Origin of the sequence: Paraburkholderia sp. Cpub6 (assembly GCF_014201065.1) — a bacterium.
In the GTDB taxonomy this organism is placed as follows: Bacteria; Pseudomonadota; Gammaproteobacteria; order Burkholderiales; family Burkholderiaceae; genus Paraburkholderia; species Paraburkholderia tuberum.
On sequence record NZ_JACHDM010000023.1, the window covers coordinates 20,511 to 39,770 of the forward strand.

At 60.6% G+C, this 19,260-nt stretch carries 14 protein-coding genes and 1 pseudogene; 3 read left to right on the forward strand and 12 right to left on the reverse strand.

Going from position 1 to position 19,260, the window contains the following annotated elements:
• Positions 1-238: 238 nt before the first annotated feature.
• From HDG33_RS38120 to HDG33_RS28530, 11 genes and pseudogenes are all read right to left on the reverse strand, one after another.
• Complete coding sequence (locus tag HDG33_RS38120; protein WP_184037072.1) at positions 239-2,152, reverse strand: hybrid sensor histidine kinase/response regulator; 1,914 nt, start codon at positions 2,150-2,152, stop codon at positions 239-241.
• Positions 2,152-2,607, reverse strand: a complete 456-nt coding sequence (locus HDG33_RS28480; RefSeq protein ID WP_184037074.1) for a response regulator — start codon at positions 2,605-2,607, stop codon at positions 2,152-2,154. The genes HDG33_RS38120 and HDG33_RS28480 overlap by 1 nt, the downstream gene beginning before the upstream one ends.
• Entirely contained in the window at positions 2,595-3,782 is a 1,188-nt protein-coding gene (locus HDG33_RS28485; RefSeq protein WP_184037076.1) for a PAS domain-containing sensor histidine kinase, read from the reverse strand. Before HDG33_RS28485 ends, HDG33_RS28480 begins: the two co-directional genes overlap by 13 nt.
• A gap of 1,106 nt (positions 3,783-4,888) precedes the next feature.
• Positions 4,889-5,527, reverse strand: a pseudogene (locus tag HDG33_RS28495) (pyrogallol hydroxytransferase large subunit); the annotation flags it as partial.
• Positions 5,528-5,841: 314 nt separating this feature from the next.
• Positions 5,842-7,305: an efflux transporter outer membrane subunit gene (locus HDG33_RS28500; RefSeq protein WP_184037078.1), complete on the reverse strand. Its 1,464-nt coding sequence runs from the start codon at positions 7,303-7,305 to the stop codon at positions 5,842-5,844.
• Positions 7,306-7,307: 2 nt separating this feature from the next.
• Positions 7,308-10,481 (reverse strand): efflux RND transporter permease subunit, encoded by a 3,174-nt coding sequence (locus HDG33_RS28505; RefSeq protein WP_184037081.1) that lies wholly within the window; start codon positions 10,479-10,481, stop codon positions 7,308-7,310.
• The gene (locus HDG33_RS28510; RefSeq protein ID WP_184037313.1) at positions 10,478-11,563 is read right to left on the reverse strand and encodes an efflux RND transporter periplasmic adaptor subunit; all 1,086 of its coding nucleotides are present in this window, start codon (positions 11,561-11,563) and stop codon (positions 10,478-10,480) included. Before HDG33_RS28510 ends, HDG33_RS28505 begins: the two co-directional genes overlap by 4 nt.
• A 321-nt stretch (positions 11,564-11,884) precedes the next feature.
• Positions 11,885-13,249 (reverse strand): lyase family protein, encoded by a 1,365-nt coding sequence (locus HDG33_RS28515; protein ID WP_184037084.1) that lies wholly within the window; start codon positions 13,247-13,249, stop codon positions 11,885-11,887.
• A gap of 424 nt (positions 13,250-13,673) precedes the next feature.
• Positions 13,674-13,955 carry a hypothetical protein gene (locus tag HDG33_RS28520; protein ID WP_184037086.1) on the reverse strand — a complete coding sequence of 94 codons (282 nt, stop codon included), beginning with the start codon at positions 13,953-13,955 and terminating at the stop codon, positions 13,674-13,676.
• Between the two features lie 688 nt (positions 13,956-14,643).
• Positions 14,644-15,003 carry a hypothetical protein gene (locus tag HDG33_RS28525; RefSeq protein ID WP_184037315.1) on the reverse strand — a complete coding sequence of 120 codons (360 nt, stop codon included), beginning with the start codon at positions 15,001-15,003 and terminating at the stop codon, positions 14,644-14,646.
• A 17-nt stretch (positions 15,004-15,020) separates the two neighbouring features.
• Positions 15,021-15,446 (reverse strand): hypothetical protein, encoded by a 426-nt coding sequence (locus tag HDG33_RS28530; protein WP_184037089.1) that lies wholly within the window; start codon positions 15,444-15,446, stop codon positions 15,021-15,023.
• 466 nt (positions 15,447-15,912) lie between these two features.
• On the opposite strand from HDG33_RS28530, the gene HDG33_RS38405 reads away from it, so the two are divergent.
• The gene (locus HDG33_RS38405) at positions 15,913-16,194 is read left to right on the forward strand and encodes an ATP-binding protein (protein ID WP_409259083.1); all 282 of its coding nucleotides are present in this window, start codon (positions 15,913-15,915) and stop codon (positions 16,192-16,194) included.
• 452 nt (positions 16,195-16,646) lie between these two features.
• Positions 16,647-17,318 (forward strand): response regulator transcription factor, encoded by a 672-nt coding sequence (locus HDG33_RS28535; protein WP_184037092.1) that lies wholly within the window; start codon positions 16,647-16,649, stop codon positions 17,316-17,318.
• Between the two features lie 60 nt (positions 17,319-17,378).
• Here HDG33_RS28535 and HDG33_RS28540 read toward each other — a convergent pair whose 3' ends face one another.
• The gene (locus HDG33_RS28540) at positions 17,379-17,819 is read right to left on the reverse strand and encodes a response regulator transcription factor (RefSeq protein ID WP_260330610.1); all 441 of its coding nucleotides are present in this window, start codon (positions 17,817-17,819) and stop codon (positions 17,379-17,381) included.
• Positions 17,820-18,486: 667 nt separating this feature from the next.
• On the opposite strand from HDG33_RS28540, the gene HDG33_RS28545 reads away from it, so the two are divergent.
• On the forward strand, positions 18,487-18,963 hold the full coding sequence (locus tag HDG33_RS28545; protein WP_184037094.1) for a hypothetical protein: 477 nt from the start codon (positions 18,487-18,489) through the stop codon (positions 18,961-18,963).
• The last annotated feature ends 297 nt before the right edge of the window (positions 18,964-19,260 follow it).

Genomic DNA, 19,260 nt, shown 5'->3' on the forward strand with positions numbered 1-19,260 from the left:
ATCCGGCAAGGTCGGAGCCCATATTGGGTTTCTCAGTACACGGAGTGACCGACAGATTCTCGCACTGACGTGAATTTCGCCTTCCTCGTTCGATCCGATCTCTGACGCCTGACGTACCGGTTCGGTGGACTTAATTAACGTTGCCCTACACGGGTCTGGCTTGGGTAGTCCCACATAGCATCTCTGCCTTGGCCAACGGACGGACAGCAGCGCGAGGAAGTTCTCGTGCTGCTCGCAGTTACGATGAAGCGTCTGGATGGGCGGGCACCGTGAATTGAAAGATCGCGCCGTGCGGCACGTTCGCGCTTGCCCACAATCGGCCGCCGTGTGCCTCGACGATCGAACGGCAGATCGGCAGCCCCATCCCCAAACCGGTCGGCTTGGTGGTGTAGAAAGGAGCGAAAAGGCGCTCGGCACTGTCCGCGGCAAAGCCAGGCCCCGAATCGAGCACCGTCACGAGTACACAGCCCGAGTCGGCTCTTGCCGTGCTGATGAGCAGTTCCCGCACGCCATCGCTGACACCGCTCATAACCTCCATCGCGTTGATGAGCAAGTTAAGGAGGACTTGTTGCAACTGGACCCGATCTCCTTCAACTAGCGGTAACCGGTCCGCGAGATGCGTCTGCACCGAGGCGCCGTGCTTCCACGCTTCGCCACGGGTGAGCTCAATCACCTCGCGGATTGCCTCGTTGATGTCCACCGGTTCCTTCCGTGGCGGCGTCTTCCTGATCAGTTCATGGATGCGGCCGATTACGTTCCCCGCTCGGTTACCGTCGTCGACGATCCGGCCGAGCGCCTGCCGGGCCTTCTCGACTTCAGGAGGCTGGCCGGCGAGCCATCGCAGCGCCGCCTGAGCGTTGGTGACCGTCGCGGCGATCGGCTGGTTGACTTCATGAGCGATCGAGGCCGTGAGTTGGCCCATGGTTGCGACACGATTCGCGTGCGCCAGCTCCCTTTGCACCTCCTGGTAACGCCGATCGCTCTCGTGGGCTTCGGTTTCGGCACGCTTGCGCTCGGTCAGATCCACGACGAATGCCACACCTTCCGTCCCGCTTGCGTCAAACGTGGCCAAACCGACCAGAACGGGCACACGGCTACCGTCCCTCCTGATGTACTCCTTCTCGTAAGGCTGGGCGCGCCCCGTCTGCCCGGCCTCCACCAGGGCCCGTTCGCTGCGCGGGAGCCATTCCTGCGGCGTCAGATCCCTCCAGCCTACGCGACCTGAGCCTATATCTTCACGCTCGTATCCCACGATGCGCAGAAATGCGTCATTGGCCTCGAGAATCTCACCATCGAAATTCCAGACGATGATCCCGATGATGTTGGCATCCACGAGGCGCCGGATCTTCGACTCGCGTTCGAGCAGTGTTTGTTCGGTGCGTTTGCGCTCGGTGATATCCATTACCGCGCCCACGAAACGGAAGCGATCCGGATCACGGCCGCTCACGCCATGCGCCACAGTTCGCACGTGCTTGATAGAACCATCAGCCATCAGCAGACGATGCTCGGCCGCAAATACAATCCTTTCGCTTGCGGCGCGGTCAATGATTCGCTGCAGACGGACACGATCGTCCGGATGCGTCCGGTCGATGATGGCCTGCACGGTGGGCTTGATGGCAGCGTCGAGCTCGAATATTCGATAAGTCTCATCTGACCAATAGATCTCGCCGCTCGATAGGTTCCAGCCAAAACTCCCTGTGTGGCTTAGTCGTTGGGCTTCCGCCAGATACATCTCGCTCCGGCGTAGCGCCTGCTCGACACTTTTGCGTTCGGCTCGCTCACTTGCTTCGCGCAGCGCGCGCCGCACTGCGGGCACGAGCCTCGACAGCCGCGTCTTCAGAACAAAATCGGTAGCGCCACTCTTCAGCGCCTCTACCGCCAGTTCTTCGCCAAGCGTGCCGGAAACCAGGATAAAGGGCACCTCGGGACGTTCGCGCAGAGTGACCTCCAATGCCGAGAGGCCGTCGAACGCCGGAAGTTTGTAATCCGCGAGAATCAGGTCGATTCCAACGGTTTTCAACGCAGCCTCGAAGTCCGCACGCGATTGCACGCGAACGATTTCGCAGCAGAGATGATCGGCTTGAAGGAACTCTTGAATGAGTTCGGCGTCATTCGCGTTATCTTCCAGCAACACAATGCGAAGCCCCGACATTATTGCCCCTTCCTTGTGCTGCCTGGCGGCGGCTCATTGATCAGTGCCCAGAATACGCCTAGCTCCTTGATGGCATCTATAAATTCATGAAAGTCGATCGGCTTTACTACGTACGCGTTTACCCCGAGTTTATAGCTTTGCATCATATCTTTCTCTTCGTGCGACGATGTGAGCACCACCACGGGAATGAGCTTCAAACGTTCGTCCGACTTCACTGTGTGCAGGACTTCCAAGCCATCGACCTTGGGGAGTTTCAGATCCAGTAACATGACTGAAGGGTTCTCGTCGTAGCGATCGACAAATTCCTCCCTGCAATAGAGGTAATCCAAGGCTTGCTGTCCGTCGCGGACCACCGCAACCTCATTTGCCAGGTTGTATTCATCGAGCGCTGTTAGGGTAAGTTCGACGTCTCTCGGGTCATCCTCGACGAGCAGAATGCGTCCTAGTTGGTCCATGGTGTCCTCGCAGTCTTTGCCGTTGCACCGCGTGCCTTAGGCACTGAGAAATAGAAAGTAGCGCCCTGATCCACCCTCCCCTCTGCACGGACCTTGCCTCCGTGGCGGACGATGATGCGTTGAACGATAGCTAGTCCGATGCCAGTACCTTCAAACTGCTCCGGGAGATGCAGACGTTGAAAAACGCCGAACAGTTTATGCGCATACCGCATGTCAAAGCCTGCACCATTATCTTTCACAAACACCTCCACCACGTCTTTATTCGGGTCCACGCAACCAATCTCGATTTCGGCCCGCGTTCGCATGCGTGTGAATTTCACCGCATTGGCGACGAGGTTGGCGATAACCAGTCGGAGCATGGGACGATCCCCGTAGCAGACCGGAAGAGCGTTGATTGTCCATACAATGTCTCGCCCGCTCGTTTCTTGCCCGATCTCCGCAACGACCTCCTTGACGAGCTGATCGAGGCTCACCGGCGTCTTTGTGGTCTCCACCTGTCCGACCCTGGAAAAGGCCAGCAAATCGTCGATCAGGTTACTCATTCTTTTTGCCGCCTCGACAATCGTTTGTATGTAGCGACGACTTTTATCATCGAGCGAAGAAGCCGCCTGTTTTTGTAGTAGCTCGGAGTATCCGATCACATGGCGAAGTGGCGCGCGTAGATCGTGCGAGACGGAATAGGCGAAGGATTGCAGTTCCTTGTTACTCGTTTCAAGCTGCTCAGCCCGCGCGGTGACTTCCTGATTGAGCCTGTGAATCTCGCTTTCTTTATGCTGACTCTGTTGCAATTCGGCCTGAAGGCGATCGCTGGTGTGACGAAGCTCAGTTTCGATTCGCCGTCGCGCAGCGACGAAACCGGCAAAGGTCAAGCCCCATGCCGTGAAAACTAAAAAACGCGGAAAATTTTTGCTTAGAAGACCGATGGTGTACAGCGGCTCAGAAAGAAAATAATCGTAGGATGCCACCGATAGCACGACTGCCAGCACGGAAGGCCCTACCCCTCCGTACCAGCAAGCAACCCCGATGGCGAAGTTAAAAGGGGACCCGTAGATGTCGTGGATCCCGAAAAACCGGAACACGAGCGCCAGCCCAAGTGCAGCCCCAACGCAGACGACGGATAAGCCGTAGCGCAGAATCGGTGAGCGACTTTGCAAGTCCAGGTGCAAGTGCGCCAAGCTTCGCCTCATTGCCAAAGATGCGGATCCCCTGAACTAAAAATTATAGTCGTCCCAGTTCCGATCGTTGAGCAGGCGGGGACGCCCCAACGCGGATGCGTTGGCGAGCCGGCTCATGCTTGTGCCCGTTGTCCGCCTCGATCATCGCGACGGTGCGGGTGTGGTCCACCAACGATTCGTCTGCCAAATAGACCGCCAGAAGTCTTCCGTTAAACCGATCAACACCGCTTGACAAACATGGATAAGCAAATCGGCGAATGGCAGCTCAGGGATTCAATAGCTGCCGCAGATGGGGTGCCGGGTTCAATGGGTGGGAAGTACCCATTCGGCTCTCTGGAGAAGCGGTCATTGGCAGGCTCCAGCCTGACTTCGACGCCGAAGAGGCGTGGCAGACAGGAAGCCTTCCACCGTGAAGGTACGGACGCCGCGCGTCAAGACGGGCTGCAGACCACCGCGGTCAGCAACAACGGAATCACCATGCGCACGGTAGCGTTGCTGCCAGCATCGCGCACGCGCGATTCGACCGCGTCGCTGGGAGCGGACAGCACAGCGCCGTACAGCGGGCCCGCGAACGCATTGCCGCGGCCCTTCTTGAACGTCCCGTCGTCCTGCTCGTACCCAAGCACGGCGTAGACACGAAAGCCGAAGGCCGTTATGTCGCTGCCTTGCGCTGGCCGAAACGCGTTGACCGAATTCGCCTCAACGTACATCGGATTCGGGTCGATGTACTGGTTGTTGATGAGCTGCCCGATAAACGCGTGTGGACTCGCCCTGCAGTCGAATTGCCCATCAAGCGCGTACGCGTGCGCCGCGACTGGGCGGAAGCCTGCGCCTGACACCAGCAGTATGACGAGTACTTTTAGAAGACGGATTGCCATGGTGAACTTGCCAGAACCGCGGGATCGACCGGCAAAACACGAGCCAGCCTGTAGGCTCGTAGATTTTCGCCGTCCGCGTGTGCGTGTTATGAGCGAACGATGCAGTTGGGATAGAAGTCGGCTGCAGCGGCTCGGCTCCGACCATGCCTGGCGAATGGCCGTTGTTCGCATGCGTACGCCGCCGTGATTGGCCTCGCACGAGCGTCTGAGGTTATGTGCCATCCCTGACATGCAGCGCGCCGATTGCGCTCCGGTGGCGCCGCGGCCCGCGCCGCCGAATCCCGCGCCGGTCATTCCGACCGCGAGATGGACCTTCTTTTTTCCCCATCGGCGCGCAAGCGCACGGACGTCCTTGGCGGGCACGCCGGTTTCGCCCTCCTGCCACTCGGGCGTCTTGGGAACGCCGTCGGATTCGCCCAGAAGATAGGCCCTCCACTCGTCGAATCCGGTCGTGCGGGTGGCGATGTAATCCTCGTCGTACAAGCCCTCCATGACCCATACGTACATGATGGCGGTGGCGAGAGCAGCATCGGTTTGCGGTCGGACCGGAATCCAGCGCCCGCCCAGCAACTGCGCGGTAGGGTTGCAGTGTGGGTCGATATGAACGAACTCTATGCCGAGGTCCTTGGCCCACAGGCGCCGCGGCGTGCCCTCGAATCCCGCGTAGGCCCCGTTGGTACTTTCGGGATCGCAGGACCAGAACACGATCATGTCGGCTTCCTTCAGGCAATCCTCGACGCCACTATTGCCGGATGGCACGCCGACGCGCATCGAGTTAACGAAATGCTGCATGGCGCCCCAGTACCAGCCTTCCCAGCTATCCGGATTGGCCGCGACCCGGGTGAAGCCGATCAACCGCGCAAGGGTCACAGCGCAGATCCAGTCAAGCGGCAGCCCGGTGCCATGCATCCCTTTCAGGCTCGCACCGCAGCGCGAACAACTGGCAACCTGCCCTTTCAGACGCGAAGGTTTGCGAAATAGCAGATCGCATTCCTGGCAGGCAATCAGTTTCTGACGCTCCACACGGACCGACCAGGATGAATTTTCTGGTGTCATTCGACGCGGCTGAAATGCCGGCTCATTTATGTTGTGGGTGCCTAACTAGCGCCTGGCACCACAGCTACTCTCGATGGATGGCGACCCGGTCAAGGGCCGCTCATCCCGAACTCATCGAGGGACGATCATTCTCTTGACGCGGCTACCGACTGACCGGCCGGCAGTTCGCCCATCGACTGGAACAGCGCCGCAGTATCGCTCATACGCTGGCTTGCAGCGCGAATCGAGCTGAGCTGTGCACTTAGAAACCGCTGCTCACTGGCATACTGTGCCGTAGAAGGCAGGGAGCCCATGCGATGGCGCGACGCCGTATCATCGAATGCCGCCCTCGCGGCCTCCGCCGCCGCTTCCGTCGACGCGAGTGTCTGTGCGTCGTTTTCCAGTGCGGCAAGCGAATCCGCGACATTCTGGAACGCCGACAGAACGGTGGACTTGTAGTTCAGCACCGCCGCATCGTAAGCGTCGATCGACGCCTTGCGGTGCGCGAGCAGCGCGCCGCCATGGAAAATCGGTTGCGTCAGGCTCGCACCAATGGCCCAGAGTCCGCCCGCGCCTGAGAGCACCGCTGGCCAGCTAAAGCCGCCGCGGCCCATCGAGCCCGTCAGTGACAGGCTCGGAAAGAGCTGCGCGGTCGCAGCGCCGACATCGGCGGCTGCGGCCTTCAGGGCGGCGTCGGCTGCCTGAACGTCGGGGCGCGAACGCAGCAGGACCGACGGCACCTCGACAGGCACGTGTTCGGGCAACACCAGGCTGTCGAGATCGGGAACGGCCGGGGCGTTGTCCGGCGTGCGGCCCATCAGCACCGCGAGCGCATGGATGGCTGTGGCGCGCTGCTGGCGTAACGCAGGAAGACTCGCCGCAGCCGAAGCCGCATCCTGCGTCGACGCAAGCGCCTGCGCACGCGAGACCGAGCCGAGTGCATAGCGGTGCTGGTCCTCGTCCGCGGCCGTCCTGGCCACGGCGACGAGCCGTTCGGTGAGCGCGATCTGGCGATCGAGTGCCGCCACGCTGATCGTCGTACCGACGATGTTTGCCGCCAGCGCGCGCCGCGCCGCCTCCAGTTGATACGCCTGCACGTCTACGCGAGCGGCGCTGGCCGCGTTCGCCGAACGCGTCGCACCGAACAGGTCAAAGGTGTAGGACGCGAGAACCTGTCCGGCAAAAAAGTTATAGCGAACCTCGCTGGGGCCAATGCCGGGCACAAGCGGTGAACGCCCGCGATCGACTTGTGCGGCACCATCGATTGAAGGCAGCGTCGATGCGCCGACCTGGGCGCGCAACTCCTGCTGCGCGGCCGCCAGCGTCCGCTGCGCAGCCCCGAGCGTGGGGCTGTTGCGCAAGCCTTCCTCGACGAGCGCATCGAGCGCGTCGGACCGGTAAAGCCGCCACCATTGTGGAACGCCCACTGCGCCGATATCGAACTGCTGCGCCACGCCGCCCGCTGCGACGGTCTTCGCCGGCTGTGCCCCGGCACCGTAGTGCGCAGGCGAAGGCATCGCCGGGGGCGCGCCGCTGGGACCGAACGAGCAGGCCGTCAATGCGAGTGCCGCTGTCACGGCAAGAACGGATGTTCTATACACGAGGCTCATGCTCAAATCTCCGTATGCTCGTCCACGACCGGTTGCATTCCGCGCTCGTCGTGCCGGACCCTGAAGCACGCCGCGTACAGCGCGGGCAGGAAGAACACGGTCAGTACCGTCGCAATCGTGATACCGCCCATCAGTGCGGTCGCCATCGGACCGAAGAAGCCCGAGCGCAGCAGCGGAATCAGCGCGAGGACGGCGGCGGCGGCAGTCAGCATGATCGGCCTGAAACGCCTTATCGTTGCGCCGATAATCGCGTCGAAGCGCGGCTGCCCTGCCGCGATATCCTGATCGATCTGGTCGACCAGAATCACGGAGTTGCGCATGATGATGCCGAACATGGCAATCACGCCCAGCAGCGCGACGAAGCCGAAGGGCTTGCCGAACAGCAGCAGCGCGGCCACGACGCCAATCAGGCCGAGCGGCGCCGTCAGCACGACGATGAAGGTCCGCGCGAAGTTCTTGAGCTGGATCATCAGCAACAGCAGCACGGCGATGATCATCAACGGCATTTCGGCATTGATCGACGTCTGGCCCTTCACGCTTTCTTCGACCGCGCCGCCCACCTGAATGCGATAGCCGACCGGCAGCCTGGCGGTTTCCGCCGCGAGCGCACGTTCGATGTCGTGGGTCACGTCGATGCCCTGCGCGTCGCCGCGCACGTCCGCCTGCACCGTGATGGTCGGCTGACGGTCGCGTTGCCAGATGACGCCGTACTCGAGCGTATCGCGCACGTGTCCGAGCGAACCGAGCGGCACCGGGCCGTGGGGCGTCGGAAGCGCGAGGCTCATAAGCTGCGCCGGATTGACACGTTCGCTCTTTGGCGCACGCAGATCGACGTTGATCAGCTTGTCGCGCTCGCGGTACTGCGTCACCGTGTAGCCTGATAGCGTCATCGCGAGGAAGTTCGACACGTCTTCCGAGGTGACGCCAAGCTGGCGCGCGCGGTTCTGATCGATCTCGAACGAGATCGAGCGCTCCGCCGGCTCGTCCCAGTCGAACTGGACGTTGCGCGTGCGGGGATCGGCGCGGACCTTGTCCGACACCGTCTGCGCAATCGATCGGACGGTCGCGATATCGTCGCCGCTCACGCGGAACTTGATCGGGAAGCCGACCGGCGGACCGTTCTCGAGCCGGGAGACGCGCGTGCGCATGCCGGAGAAGTCCTTCTCGAGCATGCCGTCGAGCCAACGCATCAGTTCCTCGCGGTTTTCCACGCTTTTTGCGGTAATCACGAACTGCGCGAAATTCGGCTGTTGAAGCTGCTGGTCGAGCGTCAGGTAAAAACGCGGCGCGCCGGTGCCGACGAAGTCGACGAAGTGGTCGATCCCGGCTTTGCCGTCGAGCACCTTTTCCAGGCGCTTCGCTTCACGCAGCGTCGCTTCGAACGAGGCGCCTTCCGGCAACCGCAGATCGACCAGCAGTTCCGGCCGTTCCGAGTTCGGGAAGAACTGCTGCGGCACGCGCGTGAAGGCCAGCATGGAGATCGCGAAAAGCACGACGGTGACGCCGAGCACGACCCATCGACGCTCGACGCACCACGCAACCCATCCCGACAGGTGCCGGTAGAAGCCGGTGTTGCCGATTTCATGCGGATCATGGTGTGCACCGCCGGGTTGAGGCTTGCGTTCCGGCAGCAGGTGATAACCCAGCAACGGCACCAGCACGACGGCCGCGAACCACGAAACGATCAGCGCGATGGCCGACACTTCGAAGATCGAACGCGTGTATTCGCCCGTGCTCGATTTGGCGAGCGCAATCGGCAGGAAGCCGCATACGGTGACGAGCGTGCCCGTCAGCATCGGGAATGCCGTGCTGGTATACGCGAACGCTGCCGAGCGCGCCCGGCTCCAGCCTTGCTCCAGCTTCACCGCCATCATTTCCACGGCAATGATCGCGTCGTCGACGAGCAGACCCAGCGCGAGCACGAGTGTGCCGAGCGAGACCTTGTCCAGGCCGATATTGAAGATGTGCATGCACAGCGCGGTTGCCGCCAGCACGATCGGAATCGTGATCACGACGACCATGCCGGTGCGCAGACCGAGCGAGACGAGGCTCACGACCAGCACGATCGCCACCGCTTCGCCAACCGATTTCACGAACTCATCCACCGAGTGCTTCACCGCGTGCGGCATGCTCGACACCGGCGCGAGTTTCAGACCCGCCGGCAGCGTGGCCTGCAGTTCGGCGGCTTTTGCGTCGAGCGCCTTGCCGAGGTCGATCACGTCGCCGCCCTTTTGCATCGTCACGCCGATGCCGAGCACCGCCTGGCCGCCGACGCGCATCTGGGTCACCGGTGGATCGTCATAACCGCGTGTGATCTTCGCGATGTCGCCCAGCCGGAACGTGCGCTTGTTGATGGTGATCAGCATGTCCGCGAGCGCCTGCACGTCCTTGAACGCGCCGCTCGGCCGCACGAACACGCGGTCGTCCCCGGTCGTGATGGTGCCGACGGGCGCCACGGTGTTCTGCGCGTCGATGGCCTGAGCGAGTTGCTGCGGCGTGATTGCGAGCCGCGTGAGCTGCGCATTCGATATCTCGACGAAGATGTGCTGATCGGGGTCGCCAAAATAGTCGACCTTGGCCACACCGGGTATGCGCAGCAGGACTGTGCGCAGCTTGTCAGCGTAGTCGTGCTGTTGCGCCGGCGAAAAGCCGTCGCCTTCGAGCGCATAGATGTTGGTGTAGACGTCACCGAATTCGTCATTGAAGAACGGACCGACTGTGCCCTTCGGCAGCGTCGCGGCAATGTCGCCGACTTTCTTGCGCACCTGATACCAGGTTTCCGGCACTTCCTTGACGGGCGCGGAGTCCTTCATGGCGAAGAAGATCATCGACTCGCCGGGGCGCGAGTAGCTCTTGATGTAGTCGATATACGGCGCCGCTTGCAGCTGGCGGCCGATCCGGTCCGTGATCTGTTCCTGCACCTCGCGCGCAGTCGCACCAGGCCAGTAGGTCTTGATCACCATCGTGCGGAAGGTGAACGGCGGATCTTCCGACTGCGCGAGTTGCGTATAACCGATCACGCCGAAAAGCGTGGCGAGCCCGATCAGAAAGATCACGAGCTGCTGATGGCGCAACGACCATGCAGACAGGTTAAAGCCACCTTCACCCGGCGTTTCGGCGTCGGAACGCGGGACGGGCGCGCTGTTGCCTGCGGATTCACTGTCGCGGGCCCTCATGACGGGAAGTCCTCGGGATGAAGCGGGGGCACCACCTGCACATGCTGGCCTGCGCTCACGGCGTGTGCGCCTTGGAGCATGACGCGGTCTCCGTCGCGGAGGCCCGATCCGATCGAGACGGTGCGCTCGTCATATCGCTCGATAGTGACCGGGCGCAGTTCGAGTGTGTCGCTGCCGGCGCGCACCACCCAGACAGCGGGGTGCTCACCCTGGTGAAAGAGCGCCGTCACAGGCAGCGTAAAAATCTGCCCCACGGGCGCGTCGCCGACGGCATCGAACCCCACAATCGCCGTCATGCCGAGGCGCACTGCAGGGCTGGGCGCATTCAGGGTGAGCTTGACGCGCCAGGTGCGGCTTTCTCGATCGGCAGCAGCCGATACCTCGCGCACGCGCGCCTCGAAGGTCTTGCCGGGTAGCGCCGGCAGCGTTACGCGCGCTTTGCTGCCAACTGTCAGTGAGTTCAGCGTCCGCTCGGGCGCGTCGCAGACGATGTCTACGTCGCCCGTCCAGTCGAGGTGATAGATCGATTGGGTTCCCTGAACGTTCTGGCCCGTGTCGGCGTCCTCCGAGGCAATCACGCCGTCGTGGTCCGCTGTCAGCGTCGCATAGCGCAGATTGTCCGAGGCGAGCGCCATCTGGGCGAGCGCCGAGTCGCGCTGGGCGAGCGCGGAGGCGTAGGCGTCCTGCGTCTGTTCAAGTTGCGCCGGCGCGATCAGGTTCGCCTGCGCCTGCGCCTGATCGCGGTCGAGCTGCTGCTTCGCGTAGACAAGTCGATGTTCGGCGGCATCGAGCTGGGCTCGTGCGTTGGCCAGATTATTGCGCAGGTCGGTCGGGTCGAGCAGTGCAACAACCTGTCCCGCCTTGACGGCATCGCCGAGATGAACCCGCCGTTCGATGATTTTGCCGCCCACCCGGAACGAAAGCACCGTCGAGTAGCGCGCCTGCACCTGAGCCGGCAGCGACGCACCTACCGCGCGCCCGTCGGCGTGAACGGCCAGGGCGACCACGGGCTTCGGCTCAGGAGCGGCGGCTTCGCGCGACTGGCATGCCGACAGCAGGATTGCGCTGCAAGCCGCGACCATCACGTGCGTCCGCTTGGGCGATCGTATGAACGAAGATAAGAAGATACGTGCAATTTTAGGCGCGACAGGAACGGAATGTTTCACGATGTTCACAAGGCAGAGGATTGATCCAGGTAAAAAATTTCCCGATGCTGTAGACCCGCCATGCAATGAAGCACGGTTCGCCGTCAGCATGGGTTCGCAAACAATCTCTATCAATACGCTGGACTCCTACGTATTGCCATGGCATGCCGGTGACATGTGCCCTCCCGATGGGACGCGCGCACTCAGCGTCTGATTCGCGCGCTTACATGCACACTTGCCTCACGGGTCTTTTGCTCTCTACGCCGGCATCGACAAAACTACCGATAAATCGCCTGCGCCAGCGCGCAGGGCCCGATCGAGTTCCTCCTCGGCTATCAGCTGCCGGTGCAGCACCGCCTCTCTTAGCATGCTGTATCTGGAATGCGCGCCGGGTATGCGAGCACTCTTGCCGCCAATATAGGGATTTGCCGCAGTCGCCATCGCGCGACGACACTCGGGCATCTCCCGGATCTGTTCGGAATTGGCCGCGATCTCCCTGATGCAATGCTCGGCCAGCGTCTTGCATGGATGCACCTGAACCGATTCAGCCGCGAATGTGACCGCGACGTCGCTCGCCAAAATCCGGAGTGCCATCTGACGGACGACATCGGAAATCACCGCATTCGGTCTGCCAGGCGTGACAAAGGAGTCGGTCCGCATCCACGCGAGATCGATTTCGGGCACGTCGAATAGTGCCCGGATGGATATCAGATGGAGGTCACTGCACGCGTTCGAAAGCTCGACAGCGATGTCGGTCAAAATGCCGGAAATCCGCAAATACGCGGCACACTCTTGGGTTCTTTCAATCGGAGTTGACGCCATAGGCAAACCGAGCGCGGTCATTGCGTTTACTGCATCAACCGCGTCAACTTCAACCGCTTCGACTTCATATCCGGAATGGGCCGTAGCGCCCGCGTCAATCGTCGCGCGAAGATAGATTTCACGAAGCTGCGCGGATGACTCTCGCAACCTGACCATCTGTTCGTCCAGCATAAGCGCATGCGTCAAAAACTTGAAACCCAGCGTGGTGTGAACTGCATCGTATAACTGGGTGGTTCGGTCGAGTTGCAGCAAATCGCGGAATTCCTCCGCCTTTCTGACGAGGGCGGACCGCAACGCATCGCACCCGTCACATAGGTGTTCAATCGCAACGCAGATCGAGATCCGAAGTGCGGTCGAATAGACATTGCCGCCTCCGGGACACATGCGCGCACCTGGATCCAGATGAACATAGTCGCCGCGCGGACGACCCAGAAGTTCAAGAGCGCGGTTGCATATCACCTCGTTGGCGTTCATGTCGTTCTCAGTGTCAGCGCGGCCCTGAGTCACGTCGACGAAGCACTGGTCACACAAGCGTCCTTTCTGCGCCTCCACGCAAGAGGCGACGATTGCGTCACCAAGTGGGGGTTCGAGTCGATGCAACTCGGCATTCACTTCTGCGACAGCCTGCTTGACTGCCGCCAGCGCATTCCGCAGGTTTGGGTATGCGCCTACCGGCGTCCCCGATATGGGACAGTTCTCGACGGCGCCAGGCGTGTGAATGCCATATCGCGCTTCCTCGGGTATTTCCCGCTTGCCCAGCGAATCGTATTCGACCCGGAAACCTGATCTGCCGATCTCCATATTCACTCCTGCCAAGGATGAGTGCTTGCATAAGACACGCAATAGCCAATAGCGGCCGCTCTGCTTATCAAAGGCAGAGCTGGTTCGGACGGGGTTCGTCGGTATGCGTTCCGGTCGAACGAGGCGAGAAGCTATATTCGCGGTAGGCATTGGTCCCTACATAGAGCCAGTTACGCAAAATGTTTGACATGTCACTTCCTTAGCAGCCGTTGGTGAGACCACGATCTCGTGAAGCCGGTGTATAGCCGCATGTTGATTTCCGGCGCCCAATGCGAGTAATTTCCGACGGCTAATCGGAGTGCACCGACTCGGCGCAGAAACGGGCCGAGGAAATACCCCGGTTTCGCTGTCGATGACTATCGCGAAGCCAAGGCGCGCGGACGCTAAAACGCCATTGGGGTCGATGGGGCAACGCAAAAAAGACTCATCGCACACAGGAAAGAGAAAACTTTAGCGGCATGGTGAGCGCCGAGTAGCGCGGCAATGCCTGGGCCAACAACACCGGTCTTGTCGACACCGCCGAGGTGAACGCAGCGTCACCGATGTTCAACAGGAAGTCAGATACTGTCTGGATGAGCGTTCGCCAGGAGACGACATGCGTCGCAGCGGTGACAGCGAATCCGGTATTTCGTCGTTTGACGTCCCGACGCCAAGGATGTGCTTGCGCAAACTGCAATGTCTTCACTCGTGCTCGTTCGTCAAACATGAATTACTTCTCCAGGCGGGTGTGACGGGATCTCCATTATCAGTATGCGTATCGAGGTCTGGCTCGCACGCTACCGTGCATCCGAGCCGCGCGAATGCCACTGGACCATCACGTTTCGGACGCCGCCGGATGAATCAGACTCCGTCGATTGCCCCTGTGCAAAGGCGCTGTCCACATTTCCCACGATAGACGCTAGCGACCCAGGAAGATATCGTACCGTCGGTTATCGCGCTTCTACCTGCCCGTCTAAAGCCTATACGGCGGTATAGCGCAGGCGGCGACAGGGATAAGACCAATCCGCTCAGGTGTAGGGTCCAATACCGTCGTTCAGCAGCGTGCGGAAAGCCGGCGTGTACCCATGCGTGTTGTTCCGGTGGCCGCGATAAAGCGATTCGTTTTTTCGCCATCTCGTCGCTCGCGCCTGCACCGCAGCAGCTATCGCTTTACCGAGATATCGGTGACGAGCCAAACGTTTGTCGCGTCCGTCGAGGTATCAACATATACCGTCACCAATACACTGGAGCGAAGCGGCCGCGACTGCCTCCTGGAAGTGCGCGACGACGGTCGTGGCGAAAACGGACGTCGGTTTTCCTCGCAAACGACGGAATCTGGTCGCGACGCACGCTTCACTATCCTGTGGCTGATCAATCAGCATGCCACCGGCCGCTACGACTCGCGAACCCTCGCATCAGACGAACCCGTACCGCTTACCGAGAGCGGCGAGAAGATCTGGCCACTGATCAACGCTGGCGCCGTCGTGAATCTCCTCAAGTTCGCACAGCAGATCGACAATGCCCGGATCGTAGGCATCGACGTTGGATGCATACAGCGCCTGCAGTAGCTTGCCGTCCCGGGCGTGCCGATAGTACGAAATGCCGATCCCTTCGATGTCCCGGTGATAAAACTCGTCGCTAACGAGCGATCCGACCGCGCACTCGCGGTCGTTGTCGCCGCGCAGCCGGCATGAGCCGTTCTCGTCCTCCGAGACGGCCTCCTGGTTAAGCAGATGAGCGCTGACGCGCTCGTAGATCTCTCTTGCGCACTGCATCACGACACCTGCAACCCTCAAGCAGCGGCTTTCAGAAACGTGGCCGACAGGGCAAATTGTCGAGCAATTGATGCCAGCCGCTCACTCCATTCCCATGTGCCAAATACATCGTGGACGTTCTGCAGACAACTAAGCAATTCGACAGTCACCGGATCGGACACATCGATGCGCGAGCGAAGCAGCGCGCGCTTGAGCGCCGCGACACCGATATCCATATAAGCCGGCACGTCCTTTGGCGGTTTTGCGACGTAGCGGATGGGCACGCCTTCCATTGCCGTCATATAGTCGCGCGGCTTAATGAAGCTGCCGACCGGACAGCTACCGCAGTAGCCTCGATAGGCGCCGCCGCCGCGAGGCAGCAGGGAGGCTCGCGCCTGGCCGAATAAATGCTCTACAGCGTGGTCGAAAATCTCCTGATGTGTCAGGAAGCTCCGGCTTTTCATGTCCACCTCTTTGCGTCTTTCGCATCGGCCAGTCGTTGACAACGGGCAGCCTGCGCTCTAAGTATCAAACGTCGCCGCCGGGGCAAAGGGGCTGCTGCGAATACAAGCGACGCGAAGTCTTGACGGAACCTCGATTTGGCTCGAAGCCGCCTGCGCTAGTCAGACCGGAGGCCGTTCCAGGCGCAAAGCGCGGCTGCATCGGGCATGGGTTTACGGTACAGCCGCGACCGAAATTGGGCTATCACACGGAAGGAAGGAACGCCTCTACGTTGGGATGCACCGGCACGGTGTTCAGAGTTGCGTGAATATACGGGCGTATAGGCTCCGCCTCCGAGATTTCGATAACGATTGAGTACGCGACGCGAGTGGGCGACTGTGGGGCCGTAGCCGCATGCTGCTCGAGCAGCTCTCCCGGGTCACAGCGCCAAAGCGGGGGCTCTACGCCGCGATATGGTGAGCGTGATCGTTGCCCGCGAGCGCCGGATACCATCGCTCGAAGCATGAGACACCGGCGTGGGGCTGCGCGACGGAGAGCTGGAACAGCTTTTTTGAATCGTTTTATACGACGAAAGCGGGAGGCAAGGGCATGGGCCTTGCGATTTGCAGGTCCATCGCCGAGACTCATGGCGAGCGCATCGACGCAGGCGCCGAACAAGCCTGGCAGTGCGGTGTTTCGCTTCGCCATCCCTGTCGAACGGCACGATTGTCCGCGTGCAGCAACTCAGCGCGCCTAAGACCGCAGGTTTAAAGCCCGCGGCGGCAGGGGCGGTTTGCGGCTGCGTTTGTGCTGCCGGGGCATGCAGCGGCCAACAGCAGCTGTTTTCCGGTATCTCCTGCTCTTGTGCTGCCCCCGCGTCAAGCGGGGCCGGGTGGCTGCGCTTGCCAAGGCGCGCAGAGGTAAATCTGCAGCACGCCTCTGGCATCGACGACATAGTAAGTTCCGAACAGAGGGTGTATTCCTCGCCCCATGCCGCGGTTCATGTTCTAGCCGCTTCGTGCGACGCATTGCAGACGTAGATGCAAGGGTAGCGGGCCGCTTGGGCGGCGGCAAAGCTCCATTCGGGCATCTACCCCACTCTCGTTTTACCGTGTCATACTTGAAACGCGTCTTATGGGCGCAAAACGGCGCGGACGCGTCTCTGTCAAGCGGGCGAAATGTCTCGTCAGTTCGCCGCATTCTGGCGTGTTGAGGACTCGTTTATGGCTACCGATCGGCATGTACCGTCGTCCACGGGTGGAATCCGCGGCTCGACAGTCTTCGTCGTCGACGACGAAGAGTCCATCCGCCTCGCGCTGTGCGATCTACTGGAGTCCGTCGGGTATTCCGTCGAGACGTTCTGTTCCGTGCAGGAATTCATGACGTTTCGCAAACCCGCCGGCCCGAGCTGTCTCATCCTCGATGTCAGGCTCAAAGGCGAAAGCGGTCTGGCGTTCCAGCAGGCGATGGCACGCGAGGGACTACAAATGCCGGTTCTCTTCATGACGGGGCACGGCGACATGGAAATGTCGGTGCGAGCAATGAGAGCTGGTGCATTCCATTTTTTCCCGAAGCCGTTTCGTGACCAGGATATGCTCGACGCGATTTCCGAGGCAATTTCGAAAGACTCGCAACGCCTCGAAAAGGAACACGGCCTCGCGGCTGTACGCGCCGCGTACGCCTCGCTGACGCCGCGCGAACGCGAGATCCTGGCGCTGGTGGTCAGCGGAATGCTCAACAAGCAGATCGCCGCGCAACTCAACCTGAGCGAAATCACGGTGAAAATCCATCGCGGCCAGTTGATGAAAAAAATGGGCGCGCGCTCACTCCCGGATCTCGTCTTCAAGGCCGTCGCACTCGAAATTGGGCGGCAACAAACAAAGCCGCGCCCTTAGGCTCGCGCCAGCCGCCATTGACGGAAAGAGGTCCGAAAACGCTGTTTTGAGCGCCCCTGTCTAAATCCCGACGTTGCCGAGTGCTCGCTTCAGGAGCGCCGCGTCCACGGGCTTGTCGAGCAGCGTGATGGCTGTGCTGGACTGCACCTGCGCTCGCAGCGCGTCGCTGGGAAACGCGCTCACGAAGATCGTCGGCGGCGCGGCGCCCAGTGCGACAAGACGGTCAAGCAACTCCAGTCCTGACATGCCGGGCATGCGGACGTCGGAAAGCAGGACTCCGTTTTCGGTGCGAAGGTGCGACGCCCGCGCCGCCAGATAGTCCGAAGGCAGCGAGTAAGTTTCGGTCGAATAGCCGAGCGATTGCACCAGGCTTTCGAGCGCCAGGCGGGATGATTCGTCGTCGTCGACAATCCAGACGATCCCGGAAACGGAAGCCCGCGGCTGTCGTTGCGAGGGGCTTCGGGAGGACATAAGGTCGCTTGCCAATGATTGCTTATTCAATCTAGACCCTGGAGCGTCGACTTGTCCATCATACCGACGTATGTCTGACTATCCCTTCCGGAATGATGAGACGCAGTGCGTCGGCCCCCGCATCGAGACTTGCCGGGCGCGCCCTTCGCTCAAGGTTTCATCGTACGAACGCCGTCCAAGGAACCTTGAGTACACCTCTCGTGGCTAATCTGACCGCCGCGGTGCTGCCTCGGAATGTTGCCCCCGAACCTCTTCTGACTGTCCCCATATCTTTTCCTTACGGTTGCTAGAGTCTTCTGCAGAGCGAGACGCGCAGTCCGGCAAGTTCCATTAGCGATTATTGCGACTGAACTGCTCCACGGCGGCCCGCGTCGACGTTGTCTTCAAACGCAAAAACCTACGCTTTGGATCTTTCAGACCGACGGTAAGCCGAGCCATACCGACGTATGAGCTCGACAAACAACGGTGGGCGAAAGTCCAAACGCTCGCAGAATGGATTCGATACCACCCGGCCGTCTATCTTGGCAATCATAGGCGGTGCTGCTTACAAGTCGACTCCCTTTAAAGGCACGACAGGTCCCGCCCCCGCCTATCGGTGAGCGTTGACCTGCAAGTCGTTGTGTGCGTCGACAGGCTCAGATGCGTTACGTGTTGAAGACACGCGTTTTCGTCTCGGCATGCCAGTCCAAGGTTAACCATGTTTAGCAAACGCATAGGTCATCGCTGTTTTCCGCGGGCGGAAACAAAGGCGTCCAACGGCAACAGCATCGGCGGATCGGCCGGGCTCGCAGTCACCATTTCGGCGCTTGTTGTCTGCTGGTGGGAATTGATCGAGATATCTTTGGACTTCGCATTGACCGACAGCGACGCGGCACTCGGCGCGACAGTAGGCACAAGCCTGATCGTGGTGGTGTCTGGACTCGCGGTCGTAGGCGACGCCCCCTTCGCGCGGCCCGTTTTCTGTTTTCTGTGCGCGATGAGCGTGCTTGCAGTCGGTCCGGCCATCCCGCTTGAGCTCACAGACTCGCTCCTGGTACCAGCCGTCTCGTTCATCGACTGCGTAACGAAAACATTGTATCTCGCTTGCGCGTTCTCCTCGTCTCGCAGGAATGGTCGTGACAAGTGCAACCACAGTCACGTTTTTGAAGTAGCCGTACTGCCGCCACGCGAGTGACGCGCCGACAACGCTTTTTCCCCAACCTTCATTTTGAGGTGACTTTCATGTCCTCCAACTGTTTGCATAACTGGATCTACGTCGGCACGAACGCTTACGACGAATACACCTATGTCCCATGGCTTAAGCGGAACGTCTACCGGAGAACCGTCGACCTTTGCAGAGTTTGCATCCAATAGTAGTCGATACATTTCTATCCGACTTCTCTCATTTCACCGGTAGCACTCGACGTCAAGTCGGCCTTTCTGAGGTCCGAGTGCTCGTCTTGTTCAGTTTGCGCAGGAGTGTTTAGTTCCC

Bases quoted from the DNA above. Each gene is read 5' to 3' on its own strand.
- HDG33_RS28505 (WP_184037081.1), bottom strand. From the start codon at position 10,481: ATGAGGGCCCGCGACAGTGAATCCGCAGGCAACAGCGCGCCCGTCCCG.
- HDG33_RS28535 (WP_184037092.1), top strand. From the start codon at position 16,647: ATGGCTACCGATCGGCATGTACCGTCGTCCACGGGTGGAATCCGCGGC.
- HDG33_RS28525 (WP_184037315.1), bottom strand. From the start codon at position 15,003: ATGCAGTGCGCAAGAGAGATCTACGAGCGCGTCAGCGCTCATCTGCTT.
- HDG33_RS28500 (WP_184037078.1), bottom strand. From the start codon at position 7,305: ATGAGCCTCGTGTATAGAACATCCGTTCTTGCCGTGACAGCGGCACTC.
- HDG33_RS28520 (WP_184037086.1), bottom strand. From the start codon at position 13,955: ATGTTTGACGAACGAGCACGAGTGAAGACATTGCAGTTTGCGCAAGCA.
- HDG33_RS28515 (WP_184037084.1), bottom strand. From the start codon at position 13,249: ATGGAGATCGGCAGATCAGGTTTCCGGGTCGAATACGATTCGCTGGGC.
- HDG33_RS28480 (WP_184037074.1), bottom strand. From the start codon at position 2,607: ATGGACCAACTAGGACGCATTCTGCTCGTCGAGGATGACCCGAGAGAC.
- HDG33_RS38120 (WP_184037072.1), bottom strand. From the start codon at position 2,152: ATGTCGGGGCTTCGCATTGTGTTGCTGGAAGATAACGCGAATGACGCC.
- HDG33_RS28545 (WP_184037094.1), top strand. From the start codon at position 18,487: ATGTTTAGCAAACGCATAGGTCATCGCTGTTTTCCGCGGGCGGAAACA.
- HDG33_RS28510 (WP_184037313.1), bottom strand. From the start codon at position 11,563: ATGGTCGCGGCTTGCAGCGCAATCCTGCTGTCGGCATGCCAGTCGCGC.
- HDG33_RS28530 (WP_184037089.1), bottom strand. From the start codon at position 15,446: ATGAAAAGCCGGAGCTTCCTGACACATCAGGAGATTTTCGACCACGCT.